The following is a 14278-nucleotide window of genomic DNA, read 5'->3' on the forward strand; positions in this document are numbered from 1 at the left end:
ATCCGGTCAAGTTGCACAGCGTCATTAAATATTTCTGGCCATTTCTTCTTTGAAACCAAACAGCCATGTGAAAAGAAATCCGAAAAAGTAAGCGATAAGCAAGCCGACTAAATACAAGACCATTTCGTTTGTATTGACGAGGAAGACAAGCGGAATTCCGGAAACGCCAATCGCAATGGTTGCGACATTAAAGAATGCCTGGAAGGCGCCGCCGACTGCTGCTCCTAAACATGCGGTTAGAAACGGTCGGCCAAGCGGGAGGGTGACCCCGAAGATCAACGGTTCGCCAATGCCGAGCATTCCAACCGGAAGTCCGCCTTTAATGACTTTTTTGAGGCGGGCATTTTTTGTTTTAAAGTAAATGGCGAATGCTGCCCCGACCTGGCCGGCGCCGCCCATCGCAAGAATAGGGAGCAGCGGGTCATCGCCAATCGTATTAATCAATTCCATGTGGACGGGTGTCAACCCTTGGTGCAGACCTGTAACAACGAGTGGCAGGAATGTTCCGGCAAGGATCAGCCCGGCAAAAATTCCACCCATATCAATTAATCCAAGCAGACCTTTTGTAATCAAGTCAGAGATGAGTCCGCCGACTGGCTGCAAAATAAACAGTGTTGCAACGCCAGTAATTAATAAGGCGAGAGTTGGTGTGAAAATAATATCAATAGACGCCGCAACGACTTTGCGAAGTCGCCGTTCCAAGAAAGCGATAAATGCGGCAGCGAGCATAACGCCGATTAAACCGCCCCGTCCTGGAACGAGTGCCTCGCCGAATAATGTGATGTCAGCAAGACCGGGATTATATAAAATAATCGCAGCTGCGCCGCCGAGTGCCGGTGAGCCTCCAAATTCTTTGGCCGTGTTGACTCCAACGAATACAAATAAATAGCTAAACAATCCCCAGCCGATCAAGCTTAATACTTTAACGACCGTCGATTCTGGATCGGCCCCTGACCGGATAATCACATTCGTAAGCCCGGCAATTAAACCGGATGCGACGATCGCCGGGATCAGCGGAATGAAGATGCTCGCGATTCTTCTTAAAAACAGCTTGAACGGGGTTGCATTTTTTTTCTTTAAATCCGCTTTTGTTTTGTCTGCCAATCCTGCAAATGGATTGTCGCTGTCTTCATCTACTAAACTGACATCTCTTCCGGTAATCTTTGAAACTTCATCCGCTACTCTCGTAACAATGCCCGGTCCGAGGATAATTTGGATCGTTTCTTCCTCAACAATTCCCATAACGCCATCAATGTTTTTAATGCCTGTGATGTTTACCTTGCTTTCGTCCACCGGCTGTACCCTGAGCCGGGTCATACATGACGCAAGGTTTGCAATGTTCGCTGCTCCGCCCAATTGCTCAATAATCTCCGTGGCTAAGCGTTCCTCTTTGCGCATAGTTGGTTCCCCCTTTTAAAGAATAATAGAATAAAAAATTCCAAAAATTAAAAAATGAATTCGTTTACACTATTATCATAGCAATTAGAAGTATAGTTGTCTAGACCTATTTCAAAAAGAATTAATACTATTTGTCCATGATAAAATGTATGTGTTTTTGTCTGGATTTATACCAATTAACATAAATCTCTTCCTGAATTTAAAAAACTCGAATGAAAAGATTTCTGTATCCATTCGTTTGGTTCTTTCTCAAAAAGTGCTAAAATAAGAGAAGTTAAACTTGCGAGCCCGCAGGTTACGAGTGCGCACAAAGGGAGGAAGCTTAGGTTGCCAAAAGTTCGTACGAAAGATATTATCGAAAAATTCGATCTTGAGCTCATCAGCGGGGAAGAAGGAATTAACCGCCCGATTACAACCAGTGATATTTCACGGCCGGGAATTGAGATTGCCGGATACTTTGAATATTATCCTGCTGAAAGGATCCAGCTCCTTGGAAAGACGGAGCTCACCTTTTTTGCAAAAATAAATGGTCAGGAACGAAAATCCCGGATGGAGCAGCTCTGCACCGATATCACTCCGGCGATCATTGTGACAAGGGAAATGGACGTTCCAGAAGAACTCATTGAAGCGTCAGAGCGGGAGTCTGTTCCTGTGCTGCGCGCAAAATGGAAAACAACCCGTTTTTCGAGCCGTTTAACAAACTTTCTTGAAAGCAAGCTCGCCCCGACAACCGCTGTGCATGGTGTTCTTGTCGATATCTACGGTGTCGGTGTGTTAATTACCGGAAAAAGCGGTGTTGGTAAAAGTGAAACAGCGTTGGAGCTTGTAAAACGGGGGCATCGCCTGGTCGCGGATGACTGCGTTGAGATTCGCCAGGAAGACCAGGATACATTAGTGGGAAATGCACCCGAGTTGATTGAGCATTTGCTTGAAATCAGGGGACTCGGCATCATCAATGTCATGACATTATTTGGCGCTGGCTCCGTCCGCAGCTACAAGCGGATTTCCCTCGTTATCAGTCTTGAACTGTGGGATCAAAATAAAACCTATGACCGGCTCGGATTAGATGAAGAGAAAATGAAAATCATTGATAGCGAGATTACAAAGTTGACCGTTCCAGTGCGTCCAGGCCGAAACCTTGCTGTTATTATTGAAGTCGCAGCAATGAACTTCCGCTTGAAACGAATGGGGATGAATGCGGCTGAACAGTTTACAAACCGACTGACAGATGTGATTGAAGATGGCGAACATGAAGATGTGTAAGGTCAATAAGCTGAAAGAGGAGAAGTGAACATGGAAGAAAATATTCAGCCGCTTGATCCGATTGCCTTTACGCTTGGCCCGATACAAGTTCATTGGTACGGGGTGATTATCGGCGTCGGAATTGCACTGGCGCTCTGGATTGCGATGCGAGAAGCGGACAGAAGGGGTCTTTCAAAGGATCTGCTTGCCGACTTAATGCTATGGGCGATTCCGATAGCGATCATTAGTGCGCGGATTTATTACGTCATTTTTGAATGGGACTATTATGCGCAAAACCCAAGTGAAATCGTGCAGATTTGGAATGGCGGCATTGCCATCCACGGGGCGCTGATCGGTTCGGTTATCACAGCGTATATTTTTGCAAAGAAAAAGAAGATATCTTTTTGGAAGCTTGCCGATATTACTGCACCGAGCATCATCCTCGGCCAGGCAATCGGCAGATGGGGAAATTTTATCAACCAGGAAGCGCATGGCGGAGAAGTAAGCCGCGCCTTTCTTGAAGACCTGTTTCTGCCCGAATTTATCATCAATCAGATGTACATAGGCGGAAGCTATTATCATCCGACGTTTTTATACGAGTCGGTTTGGAATCTGGCCGGATTTATTGTATTACTCCTGTTGCGGAGAGTAAATCTGCGGCGCGGGGAGCTTTTCCTTACTTATGTGACTTGGTATTCAATCGGCCGATTTTTTATCGAAGGATTGCGGACCGACAGCCTGATGTTGACTGAGAATTTAAGAATGGCACAGACGATTTCGATCGCCTTGATTATCGGGGCAGTTGTTTTACTTGTATACAGAAGAAAAACGGGGTTAGCGAAAACCCGCTATTTAGATAAAGCATAAAAGAGGGGAAGAGAATATGCTTCTTGGTTCAATCAAAAAGGGATTAATGGTTGGTTTACACACGACATGGTCACTGGGGAAAATTGTATTTCCGGTAACGCTAATTGTGACACTGCTTCAATATACTCCAGTGCTGCCATGGGTAGTTGATATGATTGCACCATTAATGTCGGTGTTCGGCTTGTCAGGGGATGCAGCTATTCCACTTGTTCTCGGCAATTTTTTAAACTTATATGCTGCAATTGGTGCGATTCTTTCTCTCGACTTAACCGTTAAAGAAGTATTTATCCTTGCGGTGATGCTTTCATTTTCCCATAATTTACTTATTGAAACCGGTGTCGCTCTAAAGGTTGGCGTTAAGCTGTGGATCGTTATCGTGGTCAGGCTCGGGCTTGCTTTTGTATCCGCCGTCGTTATTAATCTTGTCTGGCAGGGCGGCGCCGAACTGGCGAAATACGGGCTGATACCTGCAAAAGAGGAGCCGGCACAAGGATTTACTGAAATATTTATCGAGGCGGTCGAAAAAGGCGGTATCGGCATCATTCAGCTCGCCGCCGTCGTAATCCCGTTAATGGTTGGAATCCAATTTTTGAAGGATTTAAAATGGCTCAATGTTTTCTCGAACTGGATGGCCCCGGTTACGAGGCTGCTTGGCATGAAAGATAATACTTCGACGACGCTCGCATCCGGGCTATTATTCGGCCTGGCAATGGGGGCGGGCGTGATGATCCAGGCGGTGCGAGAGGACGGGGTCAGCAAAAAGGATGTCACGATTGCGTTTATTTTCCTCGTCGCCTGCCACGCTGTTGTCGAGGACACCTTAATCTTTATCCCACTGGGAATCCCAGTATTGCCGCTGTTATTGATTCGCCTTACTGTCGCGGTCCTATTAACACTTGCTGTCGCATTTGTATGGAATCGGGCCGAGCTTGCAAAAGGAAAGGAAGCTACGTATGAGCACTAACATTAACGCGATTTTATTTGATTTAGACGGAACATTAATCGACACAAATGAACTGATCATTTCTTCATTTTTGCACACGCTTGACAGCTACTATCCGGAAAAATATCGGCGTGAAGATGTGCTGCCGTTCATCGGCCCGCCGTTGACCGACACGTTTAATTCTATCGATCCGGCGTTGACAGAGGATATGATTAAGACGTACCGGAAGTACAATATCTCGAACCACGACCTGCTTGTCAAAGAATTTACAGGCGTTTTCGAAACGGTTCGAACCATGAAGGAAAATGACTACAAGCTAGCAATTGTCTCGACGAAAATGGAGGATGTCATTTTAAAAGGCTTAAAGCTGACCAATCTAGATCCATTTTTTGATGTGATTGTCGCCCTTGATCATGTTGAGAAAGCAAAGCCTGATCCGGAGCCGGTGCTAAAAGCTTTAAACCAGCTGGGTTCACATGCTCATGAAGCGATCATGGTCGGCGACAACCATCATGATGTGTTGGCAGGCAGAAATGCCGGAACGAGGACGGCAGGCGTAGCCTGGACCGTAAAAGGGCGAGACTATATCGCTTCCTATCAGCCTGATTACATCCTTGAAACAATGCCGGATTTATTGGATATTGTTGGAGTGTAGGATGAGAAAGACAACCCGCTATCCTGTTGAAGGAGCAAATTCTCTCTGGCATGTCTATAAAACGGTTCCCTTTTTCAAGGTCGTCAAAAATTTCACAGTGATTCAGGCAGCCCGTTACACTCCGTTTCTTGGTATGAAAAACTGGCTGTATCGCACCTTTTTAAAAATGGATGTCGGCGAGCAAACCTCATTTGCCTTGATGGTTATGCTTGATATCATGTTTCCCGAAAAAATCAGCGTCGGCCGTAATACGGTCATCGGGTACAATACGACGATTCTTGCCCATGAATATCTCATTAAAGAATACCGGCTTGGGCCGGTTGAGATTGGCAGTGAAGTGATGATTGGTGCAAACACGACGATATTGCCGGGGATTTCGATTGGGGACGGGGCGATTGTCTCGGCTGGTACGCTTGTCCATAAGGATGTTCCTGCGGGGGCATTTGTCGGCGGAAACCCGATGCGAATCATCTATACGAAGGAACAGCTGGCCGAACGCCGGGCGGAAGATCCGATTTACGATCAGAGCTTTATTAACGAAGGTTAATAAGGCTCTTTTTAGTTGAAAACAAGGCAGTTTTTTGGTTGACGACACACCGCAAAACCGTTACACTACAAATAACTTCATTTTGCTAATACATTAGCGAACTAAAGCATTTTATTTAAGATAAACAATTAGCAATAGAGTTGTTAAGCTAGATCGCGGAACAGAAAGTCATAGTAAAACGCTTTAAGAACAAAATAAAACGTAACTTCAAAAATGTGCGTGTTAGTTTTCAGCAAAGGATGAATAAAATGAGCCAGTTATTTATGTTTGAAAAGCCGTTAGGCATGAGAGATACATTACCCGAATTATTCGAAATGAAGGACAAAGTCCGAACGTCGATTGAGGATGGGATGAAACAGTGGGGGTACCAGTTTATTGAAACACCGGCCCTTGAGTACTTTGAAACGGTCGGATCTGCTTCAGCGATTCCCGATATGCAACTATTTAAATTGCTGGATCAGCAGGGGCACACCCTTGTATTGCGGCCCGATATGACTGCACCGATTGCGAGAGTCGCTGCTTCGAAGCTATTGGATGATGATATGCCGTTAAGGCTTGCATATGCGGCAAATGTATACAGGGCCCAGCAGCGGGAAGGCGGCCGGCCAGCTGAGTTTGAGCAGATTGGGGTCGAGTGCATCGGGGATGAAACGATCAGCGCGGATGGAGAAGTAATTGCGTTATTGATCTCGGTTCTTGAAGACACAGGTTTGAGCGATTTTCAGCTGTCTGTTGGCCATATCAGTTTTGTCCGTGAATTGTTTTTGCAAATTCTTGGCACGGAAGAGCGCGCCGAATCATTAATGAAGTTTTTATATGAAAAAAACTATGTTGGTTACCGTGAACATGTAAAAGCCCTGTCTTTATCGTCGATTGATAAACAGCGTCTACTCGATTTCCTAAAGCTGCGCGGCGGCCGGGAAGTAATCGAAAAAGCTTTATGCCTGATTGAAAACGGGACAGGAGCGGAAGCGGTCGCGCAATTAAGCCAGCTTTGGAACATTATTGCTGATTTTGGCATGGAGGATAACATAAAGTTTGATCTGACGCTTGTCAGCCATATGAGCTACTACACGGGCATTGTTTTTGAAGTTTATGCGGGCCAGGTGGGCTTTCCGATCGGCAATGGAGGCAGGTATGACCGCCTGCTGCGAAAGTTTGGCAAATCGAGCGGTGCAACCGGTTTTGCGATCCGCCTCGACAACCTGCTTGAAGCGCTCGGACCGATCGAAAGTAATGAGCCTATCCATTGTATCCTGTTTAGCGGTGAGCGCCGTAAAGAGGCATATGAATTGGTAAAAACGAAACGCCAAAGCGGGCTTAAGGTTGTTCTCCAGGATATTAACGGTGTCAAAAATGTTGATGCCTATACGAACAAGTATAATGAGACCAGCTTTTTGCTTGGCAACGCAGGAAAGGAGTCTCCTCATGAATGATTTTTTAACGATTGCGATGCCGAAAGGGCGAATTTTTGAAGAGGCGGCAGACCTGCTTCGAAAAGCAGGGTACAAGCTTCCGCCCGAATTTGATGAGTCACGGAAGCTGATTTTGGAAGTGGAAGAGGAAAGGCTCCGCTTTATTCTTGCCAAGCCGATGGATGTGCCGACATATGTCGAGCATGGCGTTGCTGATCTAGGGATGGCCGGGAAGGATGTCATGCTTGAGGAAGAACGGGACGTGTATGAGCTCCTTGATTTAAAAATTAGCAGCTGCTATTTGGCAGTGGCCGGGCTGCCTGGTACGAAGATGAACGATGTAGCCCCAAGAATTGCAACAAAGTATCCGAATGTAGCCGCAGCTTATTTTCGCCAGCAAGGAGAACAAGTGGAAATAATTAAGCTGAACGGTTCGATTGAATTGGCCCCGATTATCGGGCTGTCAGACCGGATCGTCGATATTGTGTCGACCGGCCGGACCTTACAAGAAAACGGGCTGGTCGAATACGAAAGAATTGCCGATATTACAACGAGACTGCTTGTCAATCCGGTCAGCTACCGGATGAAAGATAGCAGAATCAGTGAGCTTGTTGAAAGATTAGGAGCAGTTATCGACGGAGAGCCTGTCTAATCATGCTTCAGGCTTGAAAGGGTGGAAGAAATGGAGATTCGAAAAATTGATAAGCAAATTTCTTTGAAAAGGTCAATTGACAGCGGCACAGAAGAGCAGCGTTCGGCCGTAAAAGCTATTATCACCGATGTTCGAAAACAAGGTGATGGCGCGTTATTGGCTTATACGGAAAAGTTTGACGGTGCCAGGTTGAAAGGCTTAACGGTTGACCAGGCTGAGGTTGAAGCAGCGTATGCGGAGCTTGATGGAGAGCTTGTTTCGATTATAAAAGAAGCGGCTGTGAACATTCGATTATTCCATGAGAAACAACTGCACCCGTCCTGGATGACAAGCGACGAATCAGGAACAATGCTTGGCCAAAAAGTAACTCCGCTCGATGCAGTCGGTGTTTATGTTCCTGGAGGAACCGCGGCCTACCCGTCATCAGTGCTTATGAATGTCGTTCCGGCAAAAGTTGCAGGCGTTCAGCGGATTGTGATGGTTTCTCCGCCCGACGCAACAGGCAAGCTCCCGGCTGCCGTTCTGGTCGCTGCCAAGGAAGCCGGAGTTGAGGAAATATATAAGGTCGGGGGTGCTCAGGCAGTTGCTGCACTCGCATATGGAACGGAATCGATCCGGCCGGTCGATAAAATTGTCGGTCCCGGAAATATTTATGTTGCCCTTGCCAAGCGTGAAGTATTCGGTGATGTCGACATCGATATGATTGCCGGCCCGAGCGAAATTACAATACTGGCTGACGATTCGGCTTTTCCTGATGAAATAGCTGCTGACCTTCTTTCCCAGGCGGAGCATGACCCAAGAGCATGCAGCATTCTTGTCACGACATCGCAAGCGCTGGCAGAAGCAGTGTCGCTGGAAGTTGAAAAGCAGTTGGAACTGTTGCCGCGAAAGGAAATTGCGGCGCAAGCGATAAAGGAGTTTGGCATCATTTATGTAGCAGACAACATCGATGAAGCAATTGACACTGTCAATCAGCTTGCTCCAGAGCATCTCGAAATTTTGACTGAGAACGGAATTGAGCTGTTGGGTAAAATCCGCCATGCGGGAGCGATTTTCATCGGCAGATTCAGTCCCGAGCCGGTCGGTGATTATTTTGCCGGCCCAAACCATGTTTTGCCGACAAATGGCACTGCCCGATTCTCGAGCCCGTTAAATGTCGAAGATTTTCAGAAAAAATCGAGTATTATTTATTATAGTGAAAAGAAGTTAACCGAAAATGCTGAAAAAATTGCAGCGTTCGCCCGCCTCGAAGGGCTTGAAGCCCATGCGCGCGCTGTAGAGGCGAGATTTCATAAAAAATAAGCCCGTCAGAAAAATAATTAAGCGTTCATGCAGATAATTAAGCGCTCAGAAAAATAATTAAGCGTTCACGCGGATAATTAAGCGTTCAGAAAAATAATTAAGCGCTCAGCGCAATAATTAAGCGAAACCTGTTTCGCCAGCACCGGACGGATTCAAGCGATCATCACATTTACTTTAGGACATGGAGGGATAAAAAACATGGCGCGAACAGCGGAAGTTAACCGTAAAACAAACGAAACAAATATTCAGTTGTCTTTTGACATAGACGGGTCGGGCCAGTCGAAGCTCGAGACAGGTGTCCCATTTTTAACGCATATGCTCGATTTATTCACAAAGCACGGGCAATTCAACTTGACGGTCGATGCAAATGGCGATACCGACGTCGATGACCACCATACGACAGAGGATATCGGCATCTGTATTGGACAGGCGTTGCGCGAAGCGCTTGGCGATAAAAAAGGAATCAAGCGTTACGGCAATGCATTTGTGCCGATGGATGAGGCGCTTGCTCAAGTGGTTGTTGATTTGAGCAACCGTCCGCATCTTGAAATCCGCGCCGAGTTCCCGAGCCAAAAGGTTGGCACGTTTGACACTGAGCTTGTCCATGAGTTTTTATGGAAGCTGGCGCTTGAGGCAAGGATGAATTTGCATGTGATTGTTCATTATGGGCAAAACACGCACCATATCATTGAGGCGATTTTTAAAGCGCTGGCAAGAGCGCTTGATGAAGCAACCACAGTTGATCCCCGCATCAAAGGGGTCCCATCAACGAAAGGGATGTTATAAATGATCGGGATTATCGATTATGGAATGGGAAACCTGTTCAGCGTTAGCAAAGCGCTTGAACGGCTCGATGCCCCGTTTTTTATCTCCGAAAACATCGGGGAGCTTGAAGCTGCCGATACATTAATTTTGCCGGGAGTCGGATCGTTCCGAGATGCGATGGAAAGGCTGAAGCAAACCGGGCTTGCCGAAATGATCATTCGTTTTGCCCGGACTGGAAAACCGTTGCTTGGAATTTGCCTCGGTATGCAGCTGCTATTTGAAGAAAGTGAAGAAAACGGATTAACAGCAGGACTGTCGCTATTGCCGGGCAAAGTGCATCGTTTTCCTGGGATCACTGCCAGCAGGGAGTTGTATAAAGTCCCGCATATGGGCTGGAATCGCCTTCGGTTCCTCCACGATTCTCCTATTTTACAAAATATCGATGCCGACTTTGTTTACTTTGTCCATTCCTACTATGTAAGTACCGATCAAGAAGTCATCATCGCAGAAGCTGATTATGACGTTGAAGTTCCTGCCGTTGTAGGCAGGGCAAATATATTTGGGATGCAATTCCATCCTGAAAAAAGCGGTGCTCTCGGCATGGAGCTGCTTCGCAATTTTACCGAGCTTGCAGGGGAAAGGAAGAAGGCCTGATGGGATTTACGATTTATCCGGCGATTGATATGAGAGGCGGGAAGTGTGTTCGTCTTCTCCAGGGAGACTATGAGAAAGAAACAGTCTACGGTGATTCGCCTTTTGCGATGGCGAAGCAGTTTGCCGCTGATGGTGCTGAGTGGATTCATATGGTTGATCTTGATGGCGCAAAGAATGGAAAACGGGTCAATGATCAATATGTGATTCAGGCAGCAAGGGATTTACAGGCGAACGTGCAAATTGGCGGAGGGATTCGTACAGAAGCTGATATTGCTCATTATCTTGAAAATGGAATTTCCCGGGTGATTATTGGCAGTATCGCCGTTTCAAATCCCGATTTTGCGATTGAGATGATCAAAAAATATCGAGAGCGAATCGCTGTCGGCATTGATGCGAAGGATGGCTTTGTCGCCACGCACGGCTGGGTAACGACGAGTGAAGTGTCAGCGATTGAGCTTGGAAAGCGGTTTGCGGATGCTGGAGCGGAAACGTTTATTTTTACCGATATTGCAACAGACGGGACATTGTCAGGACCTAATTTGCAGGCAGTGAAGCAAATGGCTGAGGAAACGGGCAAAAGTGTCATTGCCTCTGGAGGAGTCAGCACGCTTGATGATTTAAACCAATTAAAAGCTTACGAGAAAAGCGGGATTACTGGAGCGATCGTCGGTAAAGCTCTTTATGAAAAGCGTTTTACGCTTGCAGAGGCACTAAGAGAGGTGAAAGCGTAAATGCTTACAAAAAGGATTATCCCTTGCCTGGACGTCAAGGAAGGCCGGGTTGTAAAAGGGATCCAATTCGTTCAGCTCCGCGATGCAGGTGATCCGGTCGAGCTGGCGCGTTTTTATGATCAACAGGGAGCAGATGAACTTGTATTTTTAGACATTTCTGCTTCGCATGAAGGCAGAAAAACGATGATCGAAGTCGTAAAGGCTGTCGCTTCACAACTGGCAATTCCGTTTACGGTTGGCGGCGGTATCAATTCGCTTGAGGATATGAAACGAATTTTGCGCGCGGGTGCTGATAAAGTGTCATTAAATACAGCGGCAGTGCTAAATCCCGGTTTGATTTCCGAAGGAGCTGGATTTTTCGGAAATCAATGCATTGTCGTCGCGATCGATGCAAAATATGATTCGGAAATCGGTTCATGGCGGGTATACACCCATGGCGGCAGGACACCGACAGATCGTGAAGTCGTCGCCTGGGCGCAGGAAGCTGTGAAGCGGGGCGCAGGAGAAATTCTCCTGACGAGTATGGATAGCGACGGCGAGAAAAATGGCTTCGATCTTGCTTTAACAAAAGCGGTCAGTGAGGCAGTAACAGTTCCTGTCATCGCTTCAGGGGGAGCGGGCAGCAGTGCTCATTTTGCCGAAGCTTTTATAAGCGGCAAAGCGGATGCAGCTCTTGCTGCTTCAATTTTTCACTATAAAGAGACATCTGTCAGCGAAGTAAAAGAATTTTTACGGGAGAAAGGAGTGCATGTCCGTTGAATATCGACAACATCCGCTTTGATGAAAAGGGACTTGTAACGGCAATCGTGCAGGATGCTGTGACAAAAGCAGTTCTGACGCTCGCCTATATGAATCGGGAATCTCTCGAAAGATCGATTGAAACAGGAGAAACCTGGTTTTTCAGCCGTTCGCGCCAGGAGCTCTGGCATAAGGGAGCGACGAGCGGGAATACGCAGAAAATTATCGAGATGACATATGATTGTGACGGGGACGCCATTCTCGTCCTCGTCAACCCGAACGGACCTGCATGCCATAACGGTACAGTCAGCTGTTTTACCAACTCTTTATATGCAACGCAGTCAAACGCGGCTGAAAATGACAGCGCGGCGAACTATGAGATTCTCACCAAGCTTGAGCAGGTGATTAAAGAGCGGGAACAGCAACGCCCTGAAGGAGCGTATACGACCTATTTATTTGAAAAAGGTGTCGATAAAATCCTTAAGAAGGTCGGCGAAGAAGCAGCAGAGGTGATCATTGCTGCGAAAAACCGCGACTCTGAGGAACTGAAATGGGAAGCGGCAGATCTTATCTTCCATTTGTTTGTTTTGCTGAGGGAGCAGGAGCTTTCTTTTAGCGAGATTCTAAGTGTTTTGGAAGAGCGGCATACAAAAAAATAATCTTGAAACGGCGGCCCATTGTGGACCGCCTCTTTATTTGATGATACCACCGGAACACACTCGTTTTAATAAGGGCAGTACTAAACGTTTGCGATTCAGTTTCATTCCCTTCTCTACTTGCTTGCACATATGGTATACTACTGTAGTTAAAATCGATTTATTTGGAGGATTTCATGGGGAAAGACTCAGAAGCTAGACAACAGCGTGGAAAACTATTACCGTTTGCCCCGACTGGTGAGTATTACTTCGCAAAAGGGATTAAAGCATACCAGCGCAGGGATTTAAATAAAGCAAAAAAATATATGCACCGTGCCATGCAGCTTGAGCCAGGCGAGCCGATGATTGTTTGCCAGCTTGCCGTCGTTTGCACGGAGTTGGGAGATTATCAATATTCAAATAGTCTTCTGCATACGATTCTTGAAGATCTTGATGAAGAAATGGCGGAATGCCATTATTTTTTAGCCAATAATTATGCCCATCTTGGATTTTTTAAAGATGCTTATCATCATGCCAATTTATACTTGGATCTGGATCAGGATGGTGAGTTCACGGAAGATACGGAGGACCTGCTTGAACTGCTTACTTTGGAAGCGGAGGAGTTTGAAGAAGATCTTTACGACCAGGATGATCTTATTATCAGGCAAGAGCATGCCCGGGAGCTTCTCGAATCAGGCCATTTCCCAAAGGCTGTAGCAATACTGAATGGCGTCATCAAAGAATATCCGGAATATTGGTCAGCCTATAACAATTTGGCGCTTGCGTATTTTTATCTCGGTGAAACCGAGAAGGCGTCCGGCATTCTTGACGAAGTTTTGAAACTTAATCCAGGGAATTTGCACGCGATTTGCAACAGGCTCGTATTTTCCTATTATGAAAATAATGCAGAGGAAGTAAACGAGATAAAAGAAGTGCTTCGTAAAATAAAGCCGATTTCCGTTGAACACCAATATAAGCTAGGCACAACGTTCGCGTTGATCGGCGAGTATGAGAGTGCCTACGTGTGGCTTCGAAAGCTGCAGCGCCAAGGTTACGAAGGGGACGGCGGTTTTTATTATTGGCTCGCTTATTCGGCATACTTTACGGGACACGAGCAGGCAGCAAAAGCGAACTGGAAAAAGGTGCTTGAAATAAATCCGGAAAAGGAAGGTCTCGAACCATGGAATGAAGACCGTCATCAGGCAAATGGCTTAGAAGAACACATCCCTTCGATCATGAAGAAGCTTGCCAGCGACTATCCGGAAGAGAGATTATTTGCGTTGTTCTTAACATCACATTCGAATAAAAAAAATGACATTCTTACGTCTGATGAAACGATTGCGAATCAAAAATTCACTGCAATTGAAAAGCAGTATGTCGTTTTATTGACTACGGAAGCAGCGGGATTCGAAGCCCATTTAGCAAAAATGGCCCACGATACCGCTGAGTTGCTTTACCGTTCTCATAGGCCGATCGGAACGAAGGAGGCGGGCCTGTATTTGATGTGGTTTTCCGTGTTTGTGGAGGCTGTGAAGGCAGGCCTGGATCTGAAAAATACAAAAGCTTGGGCAGCGGCTATCGAGTATATATGGCATAAGCTCAGAAACGAAAAAGTGCCGCAGCAGACAATCGCCAAGCAATACGGGCTTTCAGGCTCAACATTGCAAAAGTATGTAAAAATCGTGAACAGCTGCCTGCAATGAGCAAATACTTGGACGATAGCAGCCTTTATTT

General features: G+C 46.3%; 15 protein-coding genes. 14 read left to right on the plus strand and 1 reads right to left on the minus strand.

The window, feature by feature from the left end; translation table 11 throughout:
- Nucleotides 1-24 precede the first annotated feature (24 nt).
- Nucleotides 25-1398, minus strand: coding sequence for a PTS transporter subunit EIIC (locus tag CVD23_RS00065; RefSeq protein ID WP_101664592.1), 1374 nt, complete (start codon nucleotides 1396-1398; stop codon nucleotides 25-27).
- A 327-nt stretch (nucleotides 1399-1725) separates the two neighbouring features.
- Between CVD23_RS00065 and hprK the strand changes: the two genes are divergently transcribed.
- The 14 genes from hprK to CVD23_RS00135 all read left to right on the plus strand — a co-directional run bounded on the left by hprK (nucleotide 1726) and on the right by CVD23_RS00135 (nucleotide 14247).
- Entirely contained in the window at nucleotides 1726-2661 is a 936-nt protein-coding gene (gene hprK, locus CVD23_RS00070) for an HPr(Ser) kinase/phosphatase (RefSeq protein WP_101575946.1), read from the plus strand.
- A gap of 30 nt (nucleotides 2662-2691) precedes the next feature.
- Entirely contained in the window at nucleotides 2692-3507 is an 816-nt protein-coding gene (gene lgt / locus CVD23_RS00075) for a prolipoprotein diacylglyceryl transferase (protein ID WP_101664594.1), read from the plus strand.
- A gap of 16 nt (nucleotides 3508-3523) precedes the next feature.
- Nucleotides 3524-4471: a nucleoside recognition domain-containing protein gene (locus CVD23_RS00080; protein ID WP_101575948.1), complete on the plus strand. Its 948-nt coding sequence runs from the start codon at nucleotides 3524-3526 to the stop codon at nucleotides 4469-4471.
- Entirely contained in the window at nucleotides 4461-5105 is a 645-nt protein-coding gene (gene ppaX / locus CVD23_RS00085) for a pyrophosphatase PpaX (protein ID WP_101664596.1), read from the plus strand. Before CVD23_RS00080 ends, ppaX begins: the two co-directional genes overlap by 11 nt.
- 1 nt (nucleotide 5106) lies before the next feature.
- Nucleotides 5107-5652 (plus strand): acyltransferase, encoded by a 546-nt coding sequence (locus CVD23_RS00090; RefSeq protein ID WP_101664598.1) that lies wholly within the window; start codon nucleotides 5107-5109, stop codon nucleotides 5650-5652.
- 248 nt (nucleotides 5653-5900) lie between these two features.
- A complete protein-coding gene (locus CVD23_RS00095; protein WP_101664600.1) occupies nucleotides 5901-7088 on the plus strand; it encodes an ATP phosphoribosyltransferase regulatory subunit in 1188 nt (395 codons plus the stop codon).
- Nucleotides 7081-7719, plus strand: a complete 639-nt coding sequence (gene hisG, locus CVD23_RS00100) for an ATP phosphoribosyltransferase (RefSeq protein WP_101575952.1) — start codon at nucleotides 7081-7083, stop codon at nucleotides 7717-7719. The genes CVD23_RS00095 and hisG overlap by 8 nt, the downstream gene beginning before the upstream one ends.
- Nucleotides 7720-7749: 30 nt before the next feature.
- Nucleotides 7750-9021, plus strand: coding sequence for a histidinol dehydrogenase (gene hisD / locus CVD23_RS00105; RefSeq protein ID WP_101664602.1), 1272 nt, complete (start codon nucleotides 7750-7752; stop codon nucleotides 9019-9021).
- Nucleotides 9022-9219: 198 nt separating this feature from the next.
- The gene (gene hisB / locus CVD23_RS00110; RefSeq protein ID WP_101664605.1) at nucleotides 9220-9807 is read left to right on the plus strand and encodes an imidazoleglycerol-phosphate dehydratase HisB; all 588 of its coding nucleotides are present in this window, start codon (nucleotides 9220-9222) and stop codon (nucleotides 9805-9807) included.
- A complete protein-coding gene (gene hisH / locus CVD23_RS00115; protein WP_101664607.1) occupies nucleotides 9808-10440 on the plus strand; it encodes an imidazole glycerol phosphate synthase subunit HisH in 633 nt (210 codons plus the stop codon).
- A complete protein-coding gene (hisA, locus tag CVD23_RS00120; protein ID WP_101664609.1) occupies nucleotides 10440-11171 on the plus strand; it encodes a 1-(5-phosphoribosyl)-5-[(5-phosphoribosylamino)methylideneamino]imidazole-4-carboxamide isomerase in 732 nt (243 codons plus the stop codon). The genes hisH and hisA overlap by 1 nt, the downstream gene beginning before the upstream one ends.
- Nucleotides 11172-11930, plus strand: coding sequence for an imidazole glycerol phosphate synthase subunit HisF (hisF, locus tag CVD23_RS00125; protein WP_101575957.1), 759 nt, complete (start codon nucleotides 11172-11174; stop codon nucleotides 11928-11930).
- Nucleotides 11927-12568, plus strand: a complete 642-nt coding sequence (gene hisIE / locus CVD23_RS00130; protein ID WP_101575958.1) for a bifunctional phosphoribosyl-AMP cyclohydrolase/phosphoribosyl-ATP diphosphatase HisIE — start codon at nucleotides 11927-11929, stop codon at nucleotides 12566-12568. Before hisF ends, hisIE begins: the two co-directional genes overlap by 4 nt.
- Nucleotides 12569-12741: 173 nt before the next feature.
- Entirely contained in the window at nucleotides 12742-14247 is a 1506-nt protein-coding gene (locus CVD23_RS00135) for a tetratricopeptide repeat protein (protein WP_101664611.1), read from the plus strand.
- The last annotated feature ends 31 nt before the right edge of the window (nucleotides 14248-14278 follow it).

The organism is Bacillus sp. V33-4, from assembly GCF_002860225.1.
Classification (GTDB): Bacteria; Bacillota; Bacilli; order Bacillales; family Cytobacillaceae; genus Bacillus_BJ; species Bacillus_BJ canaveralius.